A 17,306-nucleotide genomic window follows, 5' to 3' on the forward strand; every position below is an offset into this window, starting at 1 on the left:
CTACCCCACGGTGGTGCCGGAGATCAGCGGCAGGCTGTCGCCGCTCTCCAGGATGGCCTCGACGACACCATTGACCGCGCGTACCGCGGCAACCTTGCCGGACAGCGAGCCGTCCGCCGAGGTCGCCGTCTGACCGATCAGCGAGTTCGCCTGGGTCAGCGCGGAGACCGTCATCATCGAGTCCAGCTTCTTATTGGTCTGGATGGCTTGCTCGACGCTGGAGAAGGACGCGAACTGGGCGACATATTCGGTGGAATCCGTCGGGTTGAGCGGATCCTGATTGGACATCTCGGCGACCAGCAGCTTCAGGAAGGCGTCGTAATCCATCCCGGTCTGCTGGGTCGCGGCGCTGATGCCGTTCTGGGCCGCGGTGGCGCTGGTAGCGCCGACACCGGTCACGTTCATCGCATTCCTCCGGCGGCAAGCCGCAGTTCGGGTGTGTGGGGGACGACCGGCGCGCGCGCCTCGCCCTGCCCCTGGATGACGCCGTCCTCGATCGGGATCAGCGTCCGCAGTCCCTTGAGCGCCTCGAAATTGCGCTCGCGGCCGACCAGTTCCTTGATCTCGATGAGGCCCTCGATGATGTCGCGATTGCGGTAGGTGCCGATCATCGCCGCGTGGGTGGTGCCGAAGAGCTCGCGGGCGGCCTCGGCGCTGCCCGGCTCGATCAGCATCATCTGGACGATGAAGTAGAGCTGGCGCAGCGGGGTCGTGGCATCCTCGGCCTGCATCACATGGCTTTCGAGGAGGAAGGTCACGTCGTTGAGGAATTCCAGCGTGGTCTTGCGGTCGACCTTCAGGACGGCCCCGTTGACGAAGATCCGTTCACCTGCCCGCAGGGTGATGCGCAAACTTGCCATGGTTATTTCAAGCCTTCGCGGATGAGGGTCGTGATCTCGATGATGCCCTTGAAGTTCTCGGACTTGCCGAGACGGATGGCTTCGGCCTCGCGCATGATCCACAGGCCGATCGAGATCAGCTCGGCGCGCAGCGCCTCCGGCAGGCCGTTGTCGGCGCTGGCCAAATCCTCGATCACCAGCGCCCAGAGGCTGCGGGTGGTGTAGATCGCTTCGATCGCCGCACGCGAACGTGGCCCCTCGGCATCGGCTTTCTTCAGCTGCTCGATCGAATGATCGAGCGCCTGCCGCTCGCGCTCACGGGCATCGACTTCGATGTCCTGCGCCACTTCCGCGTATGAGAACTGATACATTCCATCCCCTTGTGATCGTCAGATCGGTTTGGCAGCGCCCCGGACCGACCCTTGCGACCTGTCGTTTTCATGTGCCCGGCCGACAGTCCCCGACGCCGGCCGATCGCTCGGTTGCCGGAGGATTTCGGGTCCGGCGCCCGCTGAAACTACAGGTAGTTCATGATGCTGAGCCGCGAGATGCGGGCGGTCAGCGCGTAGGAAGCCTCAAGCAGATTGGTCAGTGTGGTCACCCGCGTGGATGCCTCGTAGGCGTCGACATCCTCGAAGGAGGAGATCGACATGGTCAGGACGTTCTTGCGGGTTCCCAGCGTCTCGTTGGTGATCTCCAGCCGGCTCTGCTTGCCGCCGATCTCCGCCCGGATTTCGGTCAGCTGCGACAGGCCCAGGCTCAGAGTTTCCACTGCCCGGCTTGTGAGAAGCTGACGTTGCTCCTCGTCCATGGTCTTCGCGCCAAGATCGCTGATCATGACGTAGGCCTTCACGATGTTGCGGAAGGCTTCGTCGCTGGCCGGATAGGACACATCGAGGGTTTCGCTATCGCTGATCCGGTTGACCACCGGCGAAGGATCCGCCTTCGACCACATATCCCAGCCGGTGCCGTCGCTGGGCTCAGGGACCTTGAAGAGGTCGTTGAACGCGCCGTCGAGGAAGGCTTCCAGATCCACCGCGCTCGCCGGGGCTGCCGCGGTCAATGCGTCGTTCACGGCCTTCTTGGCGGTCGAATTGTCCTCGTAGCTGGAAGCGACACCGCCGCCGACCTTGCTGAAGGCGAGCGCCGGCTGGTCGGTCGCGGCACCCGAGAACAGGAAGCGCGAGCCCGAAGCGGCGTTGATCGCACCCATGAACTGCTGCAACCCCGCCTTGGCCTGCTGCACGCTGGCCGAGATGCCGGCATCGGCAGGGCCGTTCGAGATCAGCGACGCCAGAAGGTTCTCGCCGGTCTTGGCGATGGATTCCAGGGCCGTCTGCATGGTGTCGAAGCGCTGCCCGATGAGGGTGTTGGCTTCCTGGATCCGGATGGCGCTCTCGCGTTCGACGCGCAGCGACACGGTCTGGTTGGTGCGCGATCCGAGGGTAAGGCCGACATCGGCGAAGCGGCCGGTCGTGACCTCCTTCTGCGCGTTGCGCAGCTCATCCTGGATGCGGAAGACGGCGGAGCGCGGCGCCGACGAGAGCGAGAAGCTGGAGACGAGGAAGTTGCTCATCGATGGTCCGTTCAGGCGATCGCAAGGAGGGAGTCGATCATCTGACCGACCGTGGAAATCAGCTTGCTGGACGCCTGGTAGGAGCGCTCCAGGTCGAGCAGGCGCGTCATCTCGTCGTCGATGTTGATGCCGGTCGCGTCGGAGAGCGTCTCCTGGGTCCGCGAAAGCAGCACCGTCTGGTAGGACGAGGCGTCGTTCGCCGTGGCGCGGCGGCCCTCGAACCAGCCGATCGACGAGGCGGTGTATTCGGTCAGGGTCGCCGAACTGCCGGCGCCGAAGGCCGCATCGAAGCTGCGCGGCGTGGAGAAGCCGGCGATCAGGTCGTTCAGGCGGCCGGTGAAGCCGCTCGAGCCGTTGGCGTTGTAGCTGAAATACTGCTCGTTCGCGGTGCCGGCGAAGGCAATGCCGCCGTCGCGCAGACGGGCCGGCTCGCCGCCGGGCTTGGTCGGATCGACCCCGGCCGCGATCTGGATGGTGCCGGCAAGCCCCTTGGCGCCGGCCATGCTTGCCGGGATGGCATTGCTGCCGCCATCGGTGAAGAGGCCGGCATAGCTGCCGGGCATGTACCCGGGATCGCCGGCGGCCCGCTGATCGGTCTCGGCAAAGGCCTGGACCAGCGCATAGGCGATGCCGTCGAGCTGGCCCTGGAAGGTTGCGGCGGTCTCGTCGCGCAGGGTGATCAGGCCGTAGACGCTGCCGCCCTTGATCGGCATGGGCGAAGAGGCGCCGGCGACGACGACACCGTCGATCTTGAAGCTGTTGCCCGCCACGGTGGCGTCGTAGGCCGGCTGCGGCGTGAACTCGACCGACCGCGCGGTCTTGTCGAACATCGTGATGCCGGAGTCGGTGTAGAGGGCCATGTCGTTACCGGCCCGCACCTGCACGTTCAGGCCGACATAGCCCGACAGGGTGCGCACGATCTGGTCGCGCCGGTCGACGGCGTCGGTGACGTCCGAGCCGCTCGCGCTGCCGGCCATGATCTTGGCGTTCAGGGTACCGAACTCGCCGAGCAGGCGGTTCATGTCCTTGGCGGCGAGATCGAGCTGGTCGTCCGCGTCCTTGCGGGCGGACTGCACCGCGCTGGTGGCACGGTTGAGGCTCAGCGCCATGTCACGGGCGGCGTTCACCGCCGCCTCGGCGGTCTGGCCGTTCTCCGGGGAGACTGCGAACTGCGACAGCGCCGCCTTCAGCGACGACAGGGTCGCAGCCGGCGAGGTCGGTGAATCGACGTCGCCGATGACCTCGCGGATCCGGTTCAGCGACTCGGCGCTGACACTGGCCGAGCCGAGGGCGGAGTTGGTCGTGATCAGCGAGCGGAACAGGGCCTGGTCGCCCGACTGGGCGATCGACATGATCCGCACGCCGCCGGTCTGGCCGACGGTGAGGCCGGCATATTTCTTGGTCGCGTAGGGACTGTCCGCATTCGCGATGTTGCGCGACACGAGCGCCGACTGGCTGGCGACGCTCGAAAGCGACGCCGTTGCGTTGGAGAAGGCTGACAGAAGTGACATGATGAGGACTTATCCAGTGCGCAGCAAAGAGCGGGCTCGCGCCTATCGCTTCAGGTTCACGAGGACGTCGAGGATCTCGGCGCCGGTCTGGAAGACTTTCGAGTTCGCGCTGTAGCTGCGCTGGGACTCGATCATGCTGGTCAGTTCCGAGGCGAGGTCGACATTCGACTGCTCCAGACCGCTGGAGACCAGCGAGCCGTAGCCGTTGGTGCCTGGTCCACCGAGGGCCGCGACGCCCGACGAGGCGGTGGCGCTGTAGACGTTGCCGGCGGAGGCCTGAAGCTGGTCCGGGCTGGCGAAACGCGCGAGGTTCATCTCGTAGAGCGGGATCAACTGGCCGGTGTTCATGACGCCGCTCAGCGTGCCGTCGTCGGCAAAGGCAAAGCCCGTGAAGCTGCCGGGAGGGTTGCCGTTGGCGACCAGCTTGGCCGAAAAGTCGGTGGCATACTCGGTCAGCGACTCGAACTCGATGTCGATCGCGTCGCCGTTCACCGGGGTATAGGTCATGTTGGCCGGAGCGGCCGTCGGCCGACCGGTATTCGGGTCGAAGACAATTGTCGTCGGCGCTCCGCCGCCCACTGTGATGTCCCAAGTGTTAGCGCCGGTCTTTTCCATCTCGACCGGGACCTCGATCGCCTTACCGATCTTGTCATATACAACCATCGACGACTTCTTGGTGTCGCCGACAGCGGCTGATTCCGGGAACTGGATCGAGAAGGATCCGGCGTTCGTGGCCTGCGGGGCGACGATCGCGCCGACCGGGAGCTCGATTGGCGCGGCGGCGCCGCCACCGACGGGCGTGCCGGTCAAGCGGTAGCCGGCTGTATTGACCAGGAAGGTGGTCTCTTTGCCGCCGACGGTCTCGGTGCGCTGCACGAAGGAACCGGCGCGGGTATAGAATTCGCGGCCGGCCGTATCCTGCACGACGAAGAACCCGTCGCCCTGAATGGCGAGGTCCGAACCCGACGAGGTGGCGGCGATGCTGCCCTGCTGGCTGATCGACTGGCGAACCTGGGTCTTCACCGACCCCGGATTGTACTCGCCGCCGCCCTGGGCAAGGACGAGGGAGGCGAATTCGGTGGAATTGCGCTTGTAGCCGTTCGTGCTGGAGTTCGCGATGTTCTCCGACACGGTGGACAGCCGGTTGGCCTGTGCATTCATGCCGGACACGCTGGTCCTGAAGACACCGTTGATGCTCATTGCCTGGTACTCCGTGGCGTAGATCTCTCTTCCGCAATACGGAGTGAAGCTTGCGCCGAACTGTCAGGAACCAGCTTTTGCAGTATACCGGCGAAATAAAAGGCCCCGCCGAACTAACGGCGAGGCCTCTATTCTTAGGAACTTGTTAACCAGTTTGTGTCAGTCGACGCCGATGCCGTAGCCGAGATAGCGCTTCGAGGACACCGGATCGTAGCCGAGGCGCATCTTCAGCTTCTTGCGCAGCTTCGAGATGTGGCTCTCGATGACGTTCTCCTCGACGTTCTCGTCGAAGATGCCGTAGATCGCGCTGAACAGCTGCTGCTTGGAAACGCGGCGGCCGCGGTTGGCAACCAGATATTCCAGGATACGGCGCTCGCGGCGCGGCAGGGCCATCGGCTTGCCGGCGACTTCAGCGTCGCGGCCGTCCTGGTAGACGGAGATCTCTCCGACGACGGTGCGGGCGTCCTCGGTCTCGTTGCGGCGGCGGATGGCGCCGACCCGGGCGAGGATTTCCTTGACGTGGACCGGCTTGGCGACGACGTCATCGACGCCGGCGGCGAACAGGTCGAGCGTGCCATCCAGGTTGCGGCCTTCCGACAGCGCGATCATCGGCGCCTTGGAACGGGCCCGGATCAGTCGCGGGCAGATCGTGCGGTCATCGAAATCGCCGAGCAGGAAAGCCTCGACGGCCGACAGATCGGACTCCGGCGCGGTCTCGACCCAGTCGCGGAATTCGTCGGCCTTGAAGCCCGCTGCCGACACGCCTTCGCGACCGAACATGGACTCGTAGCCGTCCGTCACGAGTTCCCGGTTGTCCACTACAACGATCATTTCCGTCACCCTCGGTCCGCCGTTTGTCTGTGAACAGAGAGTTAAACTGACCCCGAACTTGCGCCTATCCTGAAATTTAGTGATCCGTTAACCATGCCGTTCATTTTCGGACTAAGTCACGAATCCGACTCACGAATTTTTTTCGTTAACGAAGTCTTAACGGCCCGATCGCCGCCATGATTGCGCCATGGTCGGCCAAACGCGTCGCCGCGATCTAGTCCAGTCGGACCGTGAGGTCTCAGAGATAAACGGAGGGATCGAGTTCGCGGCGGGGCGCGCCGGTCTCCTCGGCGGGCGTTGACGTCATGGCCTGCTCCGGTCGCCTCCCCCCCTGGCGCGCTGAACCCTCGCCGCCAGAGCTTGCGGCGCCGTCACGGGCCGCGCCATTCTGCGATTGACCCGTCGATGCCTGGCCATCGGCCTGACCCTGCGCATTGGCGATGCCGCCGCGCGGCGCGCCGGCGTCACGGACACCGATGCTGATCGCGGCTTCGTCGACCGAGAAACCAGCCTTGGTCAAAAGCTTGTTCAGGCCTTCGGCGTCGTCCTTGATGCGCAGTGCCGTGTCGGCTTCGCTGGCCACGATGTGGACCGCGAGCTTGCCGTCGATCAGACGCATGGTGACGTCGAGCTTGCCCAGCTGCTCGGGCTGAAGCTGGATCTGGATGGTCTTGAGCGCTGCACCGCCGGCCCGCATCTGCACGCGTGCGGCTTCGGCGGTATCACCCGTCGGCAGCGGCGAACCTGTGAGCGAGGTGGTCACGGCGTCGGCGACCTGCCGGCCAATGGTCGACGTCGCACCCGCAGCGGCCATACCGGTCGCCGCGGTTTCGCTCACCTTGACGCTCACGCCGGCCGCGCCGTTCCTGGTGCCGTCACTGTCGGCACGCGGATTGCGATCGAAGGCCGCGCGCTCGCCCCTCGGCTCGCTGCGGCCGCGACGTGTCTCGTTGCCTTCGCCAGCGGCAAAGACGTCGCCGGTTTCACCGTCGACAGCCGATCCGCCCTCGCCGTCCGGCGTCGCGCCGTTGCCGGCGCGCATGTCGACGGATGCCAGCAACTGGCGGATGTTCGTGGTGGCCGCGCCGCCCGGCTTGCCTGCGGCAATGGCTGATGCGCCAGCGGCGGTGGTCGCCGGTTCGAAATCAGTGCGCTGCGAGACGAGGTCGACCCGCGCACGCGCCTGTTCACCGGCGGTCTGCGCCGAGCTGGCACTCGCCGTTTTGTTGGCGCCAAGTGCCTCGCCTGTCGCTGCCGCGATCCGCGAAACGGTCTCGTCAGCATCGTTTGCGGCGAACCGGGCAAGGGGATTGGCAACCTTCTCGTCCTTGCCCATGGCCGTCCTGGCCAGAGCCGCATCAGTCGCGGAGCCCGCCTCGCCATCGGCCGCGTTGGCCATGGTCGCGGCGGTCGCGGTTCCAGAGCGCAGCAGGCGGTCCATGTCGGCGAGGATTGCGGCGAGACCGTTGTCGCGCGGCCGCCCGGCCGGTGCGGCGTCCGCGTCGCGGTCGCTGGCCTGCGTCGTCTCGGCGGCGTCCTCGGAGCCTTCAGCCCTAGTCTCGTCGGTCTCGGCCTCGCGGGTGTCCCGGCTCTCGCTGTCGGAACGCGAGGCCTTAGGAGCCTGCTCGGCATCCTTGACGAAGCTTTCGAAGGCATCGCGCGCCTCAGTGGCGCTTTCCGCGCCACGGCCGGTCGGCGCACGGGTCGCCGGAGCGCGCATTTCGACGGAGGTGCTGACGGATGCGGTCACGGCATGGCTCTCTTCAGGTCGCCGCGAACGGCGTCGAGGAGCGCGGCTCCCCGGGTAAGAACGGCGGATTGCTCGACGGGCGGCTGCGGACCGTAGCGTTCGGCGGGGTCGATATTGGCGGCCATCAGCGGCTTGCGCATCTCGCTGAGCACCTCGTAGGCGGCCTCGTGCAGCTTGCGATCGGCGGGATGGAGCGTGGCAACGTCGATTGCTTCCAGCGCGACACGCGCTTCGACCGGATTGCCCGTCGTCAGCGTGGCGGCGGTCTTGTAGAGCAGCGCGCGCTGGCTGTCGGCGGGAGCGGCATTGCCGTTCTCCAGCGCCTCGGTCGCCATTGCGGCGGCGAGCGGCAGATTGCCGCCGACGAGCGCGCGGCGCGCCACGGCGAGGAAGATCGCCAGCCGCTGGTCGTCCGGGATACGGGCGGTCGCGTTGTCGATCGTGGCGACCGTTGCGTCCTTGGTCTCCGGTGGCCGTGCCGCGTAGACCGCCGAGAAGCGGGCGCGGAAATTGCCGGCATAGGCGGAATCGGCGAAACGGTCGAAATATTGCCGCGCATAGCGATCGGCGGCCTTGTGGGAGCCGATGCCCTCGGCGAGCAGCACGCCCATTCGCAGCGCCGCCTCTTCCAGAAGCGTGCCGGGCGCCGCCAGCATGACCTGCTCCAACCGGTGCAGCGCATCGGCCGGGGCGTCCTTCTGCTGGAGCTGCGCGACCGCCAGGTTCAGTTGGGCCGCAAGGGCGGTGTCCATCTCCGATACGTCGATCGGCACCAGGGCCGCGCGGGCGTCCCGCGCACGGTTTTCGACATAGGCCAGGGCGCCGTCCAGCAGGGCCCGTTCGTCGCCATCGATGGTGGCAGTCGACAGGATGCCGCGCAGGACCGCAGGCGGCCCTCCGCTCAGGACGAACAGGGCTGCGGCGCGCAGGTTGCGCGGGTCGGTCCACACTTCGGGCGGCTGTTCGAGGAAGGTCGGTCCGTAGCGGCGCAGGAGCTGCGCCTGCACGCGGATCGCCGCGCCGTTGCCGCGGGCCACCTGGTCCTGCAGGAACTGCACCGAGCGCACGATCTCGTAGGGCATCGGGGCCCGTTCGCGCGGCCAGGGCCCGGTGCCGTCGCCGTTCTCGTCCTCATGCGCGTCGGCCTCGCCATCCGTCGCGACCTCCGCATGTTCGCTTGCGGCCTCGCCTGCATGGGCCTCGGGTTCGACCGCAGGACCGCCTTCGGAGCGGATCGCATCCTCACCGGCCTGGCGCACCCGCTCGGCGACGCTGGCCGGCTCCGATGCGCTCTCTCCGGCCGCCCATGCCACCGGCAAGGCGGTCGTCAGCATCAGGGCGCAGGCGATCACGCCCAGCCCCAGCCGGCGTTCGGTGGACAAGCAACCCATTCTCATTGCGCCGGCTCGGTCAGCAGGATCTCGATCCGGCGGTTCGCTGCCGCTTCCGGATCGTCGGCAATCTTCGGCGCGCGGTCGGCGACACCCTCGATCGCCTTGACGCGGTCCTCTTCCAGGCCGCCGCGGGCCAGCATGTAGTAGGCCATGTGGGCGCGGGCGGTGGACAGGCGCCAGTTGTCGTACTGGGCGCTGCGGAACGGCCGGGAGTCGGTATGGCCGCGGATGGAGACGTTGCCGGGCTGCTTCGACAGGACGGAGGCAATGCGCTCCATCATGGCGACGACCTGCGGCGTCGGCCGGGCCGATCCGACCTCGAACATGCCCGACATCATGTCGTCGGCGATCGAGATGGTCACGCCGCCTTCGCCTGGCACGACCTCGAAATTGGTCGGCAGGGGCTCGCCCTGGCGGGCAAATTCGGCGGCGATCTCGGCCTTGAGCTCGTCGGCCCGGTCGGCCTGCGCAACGGCTTCGCCATCCGCCGGCTCGGCGTCCGCATCGGCCTCGGCCAGCTCGGCCTCTCCGGCTTCAGGGGTCTCGGCTTCGGCCTCAGCCTTGGCCTCGGAGACCGCCTCGGCCTGCGTCTCCGCATCCACCGGCACCGGCTCGTCCGACATGTCGTTCGGCAGCACCGCGGTCTTGAACTCGCTCGGCGGCGCCTCGTCGATGACGGCCGCGCTTTCGGTGGCGTTCGGGGCGAGCTGCCAGGAGGCGGGATCGAACGGGTCGCGATAGGCGTCGCCGCCATTCAGGCCCGGCAGGCCCGTGCCATCCGGCTTGCCCTGCAATTCGCCCGTGGTCTCGGACGCGCCCTCGGCGGCGATCTCGGCGAGCACCGCATAGGGATCGCGGAACAGCGCTTCTTCCTCGCCGCCTTCCTGGTCGCCGGCCAGCGGCTTGCCGTGGGGATCGCCGTTGGTGTCGGCCTTGCTGATGCCGTTCTCGTTCTCGTCGCGCGAGGCGCCGTCGTCGGACTGCTCGACGCCGCGCGTCGCCGGCGACGCGTCGTTGAGACGGATCGGATTGAAATACTGGGCGACCTGCTTGCGCGTCGCCATGTCGGAGGCCTGGGTCAGCCACATCACCAGGAAGAAGGCCATCATTGCCGTCATGAAGTCGGCGAAGGCGATCTTCCAGACGCCGCCGTGATGGGCTTCCTCGCCGTTGCCGCCGCGGCGGCGCACGATAATGATTTCCTGACGGTCCAGATGCCCCGCCCCGGACTGATCGGTCACGCGAGCGCCTCTTCCAGTGCCGTGCGCCAGCCCATCAGTCGTGTCTCGACGACGGTCTGGTCGCATTCAATTTTCACCTCGACCATGTCGGGGTCGGGTTCACAAACGATGAAGGCCTTGCGCTTGCCGAGCGCCTGTTCCAGCGCTTCGAGCAGATCGGCCGGGCCGGTGACGCGGATGTTCAGGGCCTTGCCGTCGCCGATCAGCATGTGGACCGCGTCGGCCAGTTCCAGAACGGTCTGGCGCCGGCGCGCATCGAGCGCGATCGGCTTCAGGACGCTCGACAGCGACGCCCGCACGATGGTCTCGATCCGGTCGAGCCGATCGGTCAGGAGCGCGCCCATCTGCTCGCCCTCCTCGCCGGCCCATTCGCCGCGTGCCGCCTCGACGGCCGCAGCCTTCGCCGCTTCCGCCGTCTCGCGCGCCTCGTTCAGCGCCGCCGCGGCCTCGGCCTCGGCTTCTGCCCTGCCCTGCTGGATGCCCGCCTCACGGGCGGCCTCCAGCGGATCGAGTTCGCCCGACGGTGCCGCTGCCAGGTCCGGCAGACCGGCCTCGGCCTCGTCGCCGAAGCCATTCATCGCCGCATCGGGATCGAAGTCCGGCGCATCGAAGCTGCCGAGATCCGGCAAACCGCCGGCGGCGCCATCAGCCTCGTCGTCATCGAGGTCGAGCGCGGAGAAGTCCGGCAGCATGCCGGCCGGTGCCGGGGTCTCGCCATCGTCCTCGCCGGCGAACTGCGCGGCAAAGTCGATATCGGCTGCGCCGGTCTCGGCCTCGTCCTCTTCCTCGATCTCAATCTCGGGGATCGGCGAGGACTTGGTCTGGGCCGCGGGGCGCGCCTGGTTGGCGGCCACGAGCGCCAGCGGTTCGAAGACTGTCGCCTCGCGGGCCGGCGCCCCGGGGCGGTCCGGCATGTCGGTATCGGCGTCCAGCTCGGGCAGGTACTGAGCGAGAGAGATCATGGCTTAGGCCGCCTCTTTCTGGTTGAGCCACTGTTTCATGACGGTGGCGGCATGCTCTTCGTTGTGGTCCAGGAGCCGCTCGAGGCGGGCCCTCGGCGAATTGCCCACATTGAAGTTGAGGTCGTCGAGGAAGCCGATCTCGTTGCCCGAGCCGCCGGCCGGATCGGAATCGTAGTTCAGGTTCTCTAGGAGGCTTTCCGACAGGGCGCGGGCATCGTCGTCCAGCTCCGGCATCTCGTCGTCGTCCAGTGCGGCCAGGGTGGTCCCTTCGGCGGCCGGCATGGCGGCGATGGCGCGGACGGCCGGCTTGAGACCGAACCAGATCAGCATGATCGCCACGGCGAGGATGGTGAGAGCGTTGATGAGCGTGCCGGACTGGCGCATGAACATCTCGCCGAGGCTCGGGGCCGGGATCGGCTCGAGGGCGTCGTCGGAGGCGATGAAGTCGACGGCGGTCACCTCGATCTGGTCGCCGCGATCGGCCGAGAAGCCCGACGCCGAAGCGACCAGAGCCTTGATCTCGCCGATCCGCGCGTCGATCTGGGCGTCGGTCGGGTTCTCGCCGATGGCTTCGAGCACGCGCTTGCGGTCGACGACCACGGCCACCGACAGGCGCTCGACTTGGTAGCCGTCGCTGGTCGTGGAGATGGTCTTCTCGTTGATCTCGTAGTTGGTGAGTTCCTCGCGACGCTCGGTCTCTTCCGACGATTGCTCGCCGCCACCGCCGCCCGCCGGGGGCGCGTCGATTTCGCGGACATCCTGCTCGACGCCCACCGGGGTCTCGCTGGCGCGGTTGGCCGACTGGTTGTTCTCGCGGATGGTGCGGGTCGAGCGCTCGACCCGGCTTTCGGGATCGAAGATGCGCTCGCTGATCTGCTTGCGGTCCGTGTCGAGGCGGGCAACGACGCTGGTCTGGAAGTTGCCGATGCCGAGATAGGGCGCGAGCGTGCGGCGGATCGACTGCTCGATGTCCTTGGAGACGACGCTTTCGATGCCGAAGAGCTTGGTGGGCGCGGCCGAAACACCTTCGTCGCCGGACGCCAGCAGCGTGCCGTCGGCATTGAGGATGGTCACCTCTTCCGGCGTCATGGACGGGATCGCCGAGGCGACCAGCGAGCGGATCGCCTGGGCGGACCCGAAATCATTGCCGTTCTCGGTGCGCACGACGACGCTGGCCGAGGGCTTCTGCTGTTCACGGCGGAACGAGCCCTTGTCGGGCAGGACGATGTGGACGCGGGCGGCGCGCACGTTGCGCAGGGTCTGGATGGTGCGGGCGATCTCGCCTTCCAGGGCGCGAACCCGGGTGATCTCCTGCATGAAGGAGGTCAGGCCGATCGAGCCGAGATTGTCGAAGAGCTCGTAGCCGGCGTTCTCGGAACGCGGCAGGCCCTTTTCGGCGAGCAGCATGCGCGCCGGGGCCGTCTGCGAGAAGGGCGTCAGGATGGCGTCGCCCTTGGAATCTACGTCGAAGGGGATGCCCGCTTCGGTCAGGGCCGCGCCGATGCGTGTCACGTCGGTGCGGTCGAGCCCCGAATAGAGCGTCTCCATGTCGGGACGCGACAGGTAGTAGCTGCCCAGTCCGACCAGGGCGACGACGAGCAGTCCGACCAGGCCAAGTGCTCCGAGCCTGCGTGGACCGAGCGCGGTCAGATTCGTCAAAAGCTGCTGAGCTTTTCCGCCAACGGCAAGCGCCATGGATCTCTCTACCCTGCCTTAACTGTAACTGCGAAGTACGAGCGGACCATGCCGGTCGAAGCTTGCGCGAGACCACGGTTAATGAAGGGTTAACGCGAGAAACCTGTCGGTGAATGCAATCTGGGCGAGTGTCCGGCGCCGTGGAACGGAACGTCGGAGATGTCGGGGCCGGTCAGGACGCCTGGGAGAACAGTTCCATCTCGCCGTCGGAATCGTCCGACATTGCTGCGGCCATGCTGTGCGCGGAGGGGACGAGACGCAGCTTGAGATCGTTCAGGCGCACGGTCTCGAGCGCCGATTTCAGCGCGACTTCGTAGCTCTCCGGCAGTTCGTCCCGGGCCGCTTCGAGGAAGGTGGAGAGATTGCACAGCGTCTGCTGGGTGCGGTCGATGCGCTGCACGGCGCGCACATAGGCGGCGTCCTGCGTCGCGTGGTCCGGGCAGACGAGATCATGCATCGCCTCGGCATCCTTGGCGAGTTCCCGCAGCTCGAGGGAGAGGGTCCTGAAAAGGTCGGACAGGGAACTCATCGACATGGCGCTTCGCTTCGATCGCTAGAATTGAACGAGACAGTGGTTCGAGACGGCTCGCCAGAGTACGTCGCGATCCTTTCAGAAAAGTTCCACGTCGCCGATGGCATCGGGCTTGCGGACGGGACGGGCCACCGGGATCTGCGGCATCGCCGTCGGCGCGAACAGGATCTGCCGGGCCCGGCCGGAATGCGGCCAGTACTCGATGCGGCGTCCCGATTCCCCGCCCAGGCTGCCGCCCAGATAGGTGATCTTCTCCGTGCGCAGGAAGCGCTCGGCGAAGACGGCATTCTTGGAGCCGACATTCGACAGGCGATCGACGGTCTGGGCGCCGCCGAACAGCTTCGCCTCGAGATTCTCGCGACGCGCGCCCTGCTGCAGCAGCCCGTTGATCAGCAGTTCCATCAGATAGAGGCCGAAGCTCTCCGTCCGGCCGCTCTCCGAGTCGCCGGCGCCCGGCAACAGGAAGTGGTTCATGCCGCCGACCCCCGCCACCCGATCGTGGATGCAGGCCGCAACGCAGGAACCCAGCAGGGTCGTCAGGACCGTATCCGGTCCCGTCGCCACCCGGGCTTCGCCTTGCATGACATGGATGCGCTGCATTCCCGACCGGTTCAGCATCACTGAAGACGACCGACCACCGCTTCCATGGTCTTCTTAAGGACGGGGACCGTGATCGGCTTGGCGAGGAAGTTGTTGACGCCGAACTGGGCGGCACGCTGCACCAGCTCGCGGTCGCCCTGCCCCGTCAGGATGATGAAGGGCGTCTTCTTCGTCGGCGCATAGGAGCGTACGGCCTTCAGAAGCTGGATGCCGTCCAGCTTGGGCATGTTGAAATCCGAGATGATGATGTGGCACGGCGCCGTCATCATCGTCTGCAGCGCCTCTTCACCGTCGACGGCAAAGATGATCTGCTTGATTCCAAGTTGTTCCAACGCATCTCGTATCAGCATCCGGCTGGTACGATGATCGTCGACGATGAGAACTCTGATCCGGTCTGCGATGCTCATGGGGTCTATCCTTGTCGGATCCCTATTAAAGGGGAATTTTATGAAGAGATTCTCTCATCCGGATCGAATTTTGCGCTGACTTGAAACAATGTCGGATGAACATCAGTCCGTCAGGCAAATATTTGCCGTGTCACTCTGGCAAGAGGGACTCTCTTCTCCGCGGCGCCGATCTCGTAGGCCACGCGCGGCATGCCGTAGACGAGCGAACTCGCCTCATCCTGCGCCAGGGTGCGCGAGCCACCCTTGCGCATCTCCAGGAGCCCCTGCGCACCGTCGCGGCCCATGCCGGTCAGGATCACGCCGCTGGAGCGGCCCTTGAAGTTCTTGGCGATGGACGCGAACAGGACGTCCACCGAAGGTCGGTGCCCGGAAACCGGATCGTCGGCGACCAGCGAGATGTAAGGCTGCATCGACTTGCGCAGGACCATATGCCGGCCGCCACCGGGGGCCAGATAGATATGGCCCGGCCGCAAAACGTCGCCATCCTTGGCTTCGCTCACATGGGCCGGGCACAGGCGGTCGAGCCGGGCGGCGAAGGAACCGGTGAAGGCGGCAGGCAGATGCTGCACGATCAGCGTCGGCGGACAGTCGGCCGGGAACTCGGCCAGGACCTGGGTCAGCGCCTCGACGCCGCCGGTCGACGACCCGATGCCGATCAGCTCGGGCCCGGTCGGCGAGCAGGTGATCTCGTGCGGCGCGTGCGCCGACGGTGCAGTGCGGGTCGTCGGTGCCGCCACCCTGCCCCGACGCTTGACCAAACGGCCCTTGGCCTGCGCGGCTTCCTTGATCAGGCCCGGCAGGGTCTCGAAGGTATTGCTGCCGGCGCCGGGCTTGGCGATGCAGTCGAAGGCGCCGATCTCCAGCGCTTCGAGGGTCGCCGACGCGCCGGGCGCGGTGAGGTTCGACACCATGATCACCGGCGTCGGCCGCAGCTGCATGATCTTCTGCAGGAAGTCGATGCCGTTCATGTTGGGCATCTCGACGTCGAGCGTCACCACGTCGGGATCGAGCGCCTTCATCTTCTCGCGCGCCTCGAAGGGATTGGCGGCCTCGCCGACCACCTCGATGCCCGGATCGTTGCGCAGCACGTTGCGGATCAGGGCCCGCATGGTCATCGAATCGTCGACGATGAGAACGGTTGCGGGTGCCGTCATCGGTGCTCTGCTCCGTCCGGAATCACGAGGGTCGGATCCAGTGGACGAATCCGCAATCTGGTTCGGGTCGATGCGGTCCATCACGATCAGCCACCAGCCTTGCGATAGGAGGTATTGGATTCGTAGCTGAGCGTGTTGGACGCCGGTCCGGTGACCCGCTCGGAATGGCCGACATAGAGAAAGCCGTCCGGCAGGATGCGCTCGGCGAAGCGGTTCCACACCTTTTCGCGGGTCGTCTGGTCGAAATAGATGGTCACGTTCCGACAGAAGATCGCGTCGAACATGCCCTTCATCGGCCACTGGCCGATCAGGTTCAGTTCGCGAAAGGCGACGAGATCGCGCATCGTGTCGGCGACCTCGAAGGCCATCTCGTCGGTCGCGCCGCGCTTGCCGCCGGAGGCCCCGTGCACCGGGCGGAACCACCGCCGGCGCAGATCGGCCGGCACGTTCTGCAGGTCGCTCGACAGATAGATACCGGCGCGGCCCGTCGCCACGACGTTCGGGTCGATGTCGGAGGCCAGGATGCGCACGTCGTGATCGGCCGCATCCGGCATCATCGACAGGACGGTCATGGCGATCGAATAGGGTTCATGGCCGTTGGAGCAGCCTGCCGACCAGATGCGCACCCGCCCGCCCAGCTTGGCGCTCGCCAGGAGCGGCGGCAACAGGTTGTTGCGCAGATGGTCGAAGTGATGCTGCTCGCGGAAGAAATGCGTGACGTTGGTGGTCAGCGAAGCGAGCATCTTCATCCGCTCGTCGGCGCCACCCGCACCGGCGACATGCTCGCAATAGTCGCGGAAACTCTCCATGCCGAGGCTGCGCAGCCGCTTGGACAGCCGCGAATAGACCAGTGTCGCCTTGGAGGGCGACAGATGGATGCCCGCGTCATCGTAGAGAATGCGCGCGATATTGGTGAAATCCGCCTCGGTCATCGGGAACTCGCCCGCTCCGATCGACGCGGAATCGGCCCGCCGCCTGCCTACCGGCTTTTCCTGCTGATATCCGGCCGCCAAACGCCCCACTCCACTTCGGGCACGGGAACCGGGCATCCCATGCCCGGCTCCATCGCACCATTTCTGTCATCTTGTCTGCTGTTGCCTACCGTGCTGCGCCCGGCTCAGGCCGCGTCGCGCAGCTGCGGCAGCACGTTGTCGGTGGCGATCAGGGAGACCATGCGGCCTTCCAGCGCCATGACGCCGCGCACGAACTGCTTGGCGAACTCCGTCGCCATGTCCGGCGGCGGCTGCAGGGCGTCGTCGGTCACCGTCAGTATATCGGAGACCGCGTCCACCAGCAGGCCGAAGAGCTGCTGCTGCGAACGGGCCACGATGATGACGCTGCGCGCCGTCGGCTGCGTCTTCGGGAAGCCGAGACGGGCGGCCAGGTCGACGATCGGCAGAACCGCGCCGCGCAGGTTGATGACGCCGTTGACGTAGGACGGGGCGTGCGGGATCGGGGTCGCCGGGGTCCAGCCACGGATTTCGCGCACCGACATGATGTCGACGCAGAATTCCTGCTCGCCGATGCGGAAGGCGACGAGCTCGCGGCCATTGCCTTCACCGCGATTGTCGTTCTGGGCGGGCTTGCCGATCTGGTTGTGAGAAGTCGTCATCT

Annotated in this window: 18 protein-coding genes; all 18 read right to left on the reverse strand. The window is 66.4% G+C overall.

What is annotated here, in order from left to right:
• The gene (gene flgD, locus J3367_RS10825) at nucleotides 1–405 is read right to left on the reverse strand and encodes a flagellar hook assembly protein FlgD (RefSeq protein WP_024350344.1); all 405 of its coding nucleotides are present in this window, start codon (nucleotides 403–405) and stop codon (nucleotides 1–3) included.
• A complete protein-coding gene (gene flbT / locus J3367_RS10830; protein ID WP_024350343.1) occupies nucleotides 402–860 on the reverse strand; it encodes a flagellar biosynthesis repressor FlbT in 459 nt (152 codons plus the stop codon). Before flbT ends, flgD begins: the two co-directional genes overlap by 4 nt.
• 2 nt (nucleotides 861–862) lie before the next feature.
• Nucleotides 863–1,210 carry a flagellar biosynthesis regulator FlaF gene (gene flaF, locus J3367_RS10835; protein WP_009210323.1) on the reverse strand — a complete coding sequence of 116 codons (348 nt, stop codon included), beginning with the start codon at nucleotides 1,208–1,210 and terminating at the stop codon, nucleotides 863–865.
• 146 nt (nucleotides 1,211–1,356) lie between these two features.
• Complete coding sequence (locus tag J3367_RS10840; RefSeq protein WP_421460966.1) at nucleotides 1,357–2,415, reverse strand: flagellar hook-associated family protein; 1,059 nt, start codon at nucleotides 2,413–2,415, stop codon at nucleotides 1,357–1,359.
• Between the two features lie 11 nt (nucleotides 2,416–2,426).
• Nucleotides 2,427–3,926 (reverse strand): flagellar hook-associated protein FlgK, encoded by a 1,500-nt coding sequence (gene flgK / locus J3367_RS10845; RefSeq protein ID WP_421460968.1) that lies wholly within the window; start codon nucleotides 3,924–3,926, stop codon nucleotides 2,427–2,429.
• Nucleotides 3,927–3,968: 42 nt separating this feature from the next.
• Nucleotides 3,969–5,126 carry a flagellar hook protein FlgE gene (locus J3367_RS10850; RefSeq protein WP_187390852.1) on the reverse strand — a complete coding sequence of 386 codons (1,158 nt, stop codon included), beginning with the start codon at nucleotides 5,124–5,126 and terminating at the stop codon, nucleotides 3,969–3,971.
• A 159-nt stretch (nucleotides 5,127–5,285) separates the two neighbouring features.
• Nucleotides 5,286–5,957 (reverse strand): response regulator transcription factor, encoded by a 672-nt coding sequence (locus J3367_RS10855; RefSeq protein ID WP_009210327.1) that lies wholly within the window; start codon nucleotides 5,955–5,957, stop codon nucleotides 5,286–5,288.
• Between the two features lie 238 nt (nucleotides 5,958–6,195).
• Complete coding sequence (locus J3367_RS10860; RefSeq protein WP_421460972.1) at nucleotides 6,196–7,398, reverse strand: flagellar hook-length control protein FliK; 1,203 nt, start codon at nucleotides 7,396–7,398, stop codon at nucleotides 6,196–6,198.
• Between the two features lie 305 nt (nucleotides 7,399–7,703).
• Nucleotides 7,704–9,089, reverse strand: coding sequence for a hypothetical protein (locus J3367_RS10865; RefSeq protein ID WP_421460974.1), 1,386 nt, complete (start codon nucleotides 9,087–9,089; stop codon nucleotides 7,704–7,706).
• Nucleotides 9,090–9,100: 11 nt separating this feature from the next.
• On the reverse strand, nucleotides 9,101–10,342 hold the full coding sequence (locus J3367_RS10870) for a MotB family protein (protein ID WP_187390849.1): 1,242 nt from the start codon (nucleotides 10,340–10,342) through the stop codon (nucleotides 9,101–9,103).
• Nucleotides 10,339–11,304, reverse strand: a complete 966-nt coding sequence (locus J3367_RS10875) for a hypothetical protein (protein ID WP_421460976.1) — start codon at nucleotides 11,302–11,304, stop codon at nucleotides 10,339–10,341. The genes J3367_RS10870 and J3367_RS10875 overlap by 4 nt, the downstream gene beginning before the upstream one ends.
• 3 nt (nucleotides 11,305–11,307) lie before the next feature.
• A complete protein-coding gene (gene fliF, locus J3367_RS10880; RefSeq protein WP_187390847.1) occupies nucleotides 11,308–12,999 on the reverse strand; it encodes a flagellar basal-body MS-ring/collar protein FliF in 1,692 nt (563 codons plus the stop codon).
• A gap of 172 nt (nucleotides 13,000–13,171) precedes the next feature.
• Nucleotides 13,172–13,534 (reverse strand): hypothetical protein, encoded by a 363-nt coding sequence (locus tag J3367_RS10885; protein ID WP_187390846.1) that lies wholly within the window; start codon nucleotides 13,532–13,534, stop codon nucleotides 13,172–13,174.
• A 75-nt stretch (nucleotides 13,535–13,609) separates the two neighbouring features.
• Nucleotides 13,610–14,149 (reverse strand): chemotaxis protein CheD, encoded by a 540-nt coding sequence (locus tag J3367_RS10890; protein WP_024350332.1) that lies wholly within the window; start codon nucleotides 14,147–14,149, stop codon nucleotides 13,610–13,612.
• A complete protein-coding gene (locus J3367_RS10895; RefSeq protein WP_009210333.1) occupies nucleotides 14,149–14,538 on the reverse strand; it encodes a response regulator in 390 nt (129 codons plus the stop codon). The genes J3367_RS10890 and J3367_RS10895 overlap by 1 nt, the downstream gene beginning before the upstream one ends.
• Before the next feature lie 110 nt (nucleotides 14,539–14,648).
• A complete protein-coding gene (locus tag J3367_RS10900) occupies nucleotides 14,649–15,692 on the reverse strand; it encodes a protein-glutamate methylesterase/protein-glutamine glutaminase (RefSeq protein ID WP_421460979.1) in 1,044 nt (347 codons plus the stop codon).
• 86 nt (nucleotides 15,693–15,778) lie between these two features.
• Nucleotides 15,779–16,624, reverse strand: coding sequence for a CheR family methyltransferase (locus J3367_RS10905; protein WP_246716080.1), 846 nt, complete (start codon nucleotides 16,622–16,624; stop codon nucleotides 15,779–15,781).
• 185 nt (nucleotides 16,625–16,809) lie between these two features.
• The gene (locus J3367_RS10910) at nucleotides 16,810–17,304 is read right to left on the reverse strand and encodes a chemotaxis protein CheW (protein WP_009210336.1); all 495 of its coding nucleotides are present in this window, start codon (nucleotides 17,302–17,304) and stop codon (nucleotides 16,810–16,812) included.
• Nucleotides 17,305–17,306 lie beyond the last annotated feature (2 nt).

Origin of the sequence: Aurantimonas sp. NFXS3, assembly GCF_049132005.1 — a bacterium.
In the GTDB taxonomy this organism is placed as follows: domain Bacteria; phylum Pseudomonadota; class Alphaproteobacteria; order Rhizobiales; family Rhizobiaceae; genus Aurantimonas; species Aurantimonas coralicida.

Excerpts from the sequence above, each read along its gene's own strand:
- flgD (WP_024350344.1), bottom strand. The coding sequence starts at position 405 with ATGAACGTGACCGGTGTCGGCGCTACCAGCGCCACCGCGGCCCAGAAC.
- flbT (WP_024350343.1), bottom strand. The coding sequence starts at position 860 with ATGGCAAGTTTGCGCATCACCCTGCGGGCAGGTGAACGGATCTTCGTC.
- flaF (WP_009210323.1), bottom strand. The coding sequence starts at position 1,210 with ATGTATCAGTTCTCATACGCGGAAGTGGCGCAGGACATCGAAGTCGAT.
- J3367_RS10840 (WP_421460966.1), bottom strand. The coding sequence starts at position 2,415 with ATGAGCAACTTCCTCGTCTCCAGCTTCTCGCTCTCGTCGGCGCCGCGC.
- flgK (WP_421460968.1), bottom strand. The coding sequence starts at position 3,926 with ATGTCACTTCTGTCAGCCTTCTCCAACGCAACGGCGTCGCTTTCGAGC.
- J3367_RS10850 (WP_187390852.1), bottom strand. The coding sequence starts at position 5,126 with ATGAGCATCAACGGTGTCTTCAGGACCAGCGTGTCCGGCATGAATGCA.
- J3367_RS10855 (WP_009210327.1), bottom strand. The coding sequence starts at position 5,957 with ATGATCGTTGTAGTGGACAACCGGGAACTCGTGACGGACGGCTACGAG.
- J3367_RS10860 (WP_421460972.1), bottom strand. The coding sequence starts at position 7,398 with ATGGACCGCCTGCTGCGCTCTGGAACCGCGACCGCCGCGACCATGGCC.
- J3367_RS10875 (WP_421460976.1), bottom strand. The coding sequence starts at position 11,304 with ATGATCTCTCTCGCTCAGTACCTGCCCGAGCTGGACGCCGATACCGAC.
- fliF (WP_187390847.1), bottom strand. The coding sequence starts at position 12,999 with ATGGCGCTTGCCGTTGGCGGAAAAGCTCAGCAGCTTTTGACGAATCTG.
- J3367_RS10885 (WP_187390846.1), bottom strand. The coding sequence starts at position 13,534 with ATGTCGATGAGTTCCCTGTCCGACCTTTTCAGGACCCTCTCCCTCGAG.
- J3367_RS10890 (WP_024350332.1), bottom strand. The coding sequence starts at position 14,149 with ATGCTGAACCGGTCGGGAATGCAGCGCATCCATGTCATGCAAGGCGAA.
- J3367_RS10895 (WP_009210333.1), bottom strand. The coding sequence starts at position 14,538 with ATGAGCATCGCAGACCGGATCAGAGTTCTCATCGTCGACGATCATCGT.
- J3367_RS10900 (WP_421460979.1), bottom strand. The coding sequence starts at position 15,692 with ATGACGGCACCCGCAACCGTTCTCATCGTCGACGATTCGATGACCATG.
- J3367_RS10905 (WP_246716080.1), bottom strand. The coding sequence starts at position 16,624 with ATGACCGAGGCGGATTTCACCAATATCGCGCGCATTCTCTACGATGAC.
- J3367_RS10910 (WP_009210336.1), bottom strand. The coding sequence starts at position 17,304 with ATGACGACTTCTCACAACCAGATCGGCAAGCCCGCCCAGAACGACAAT.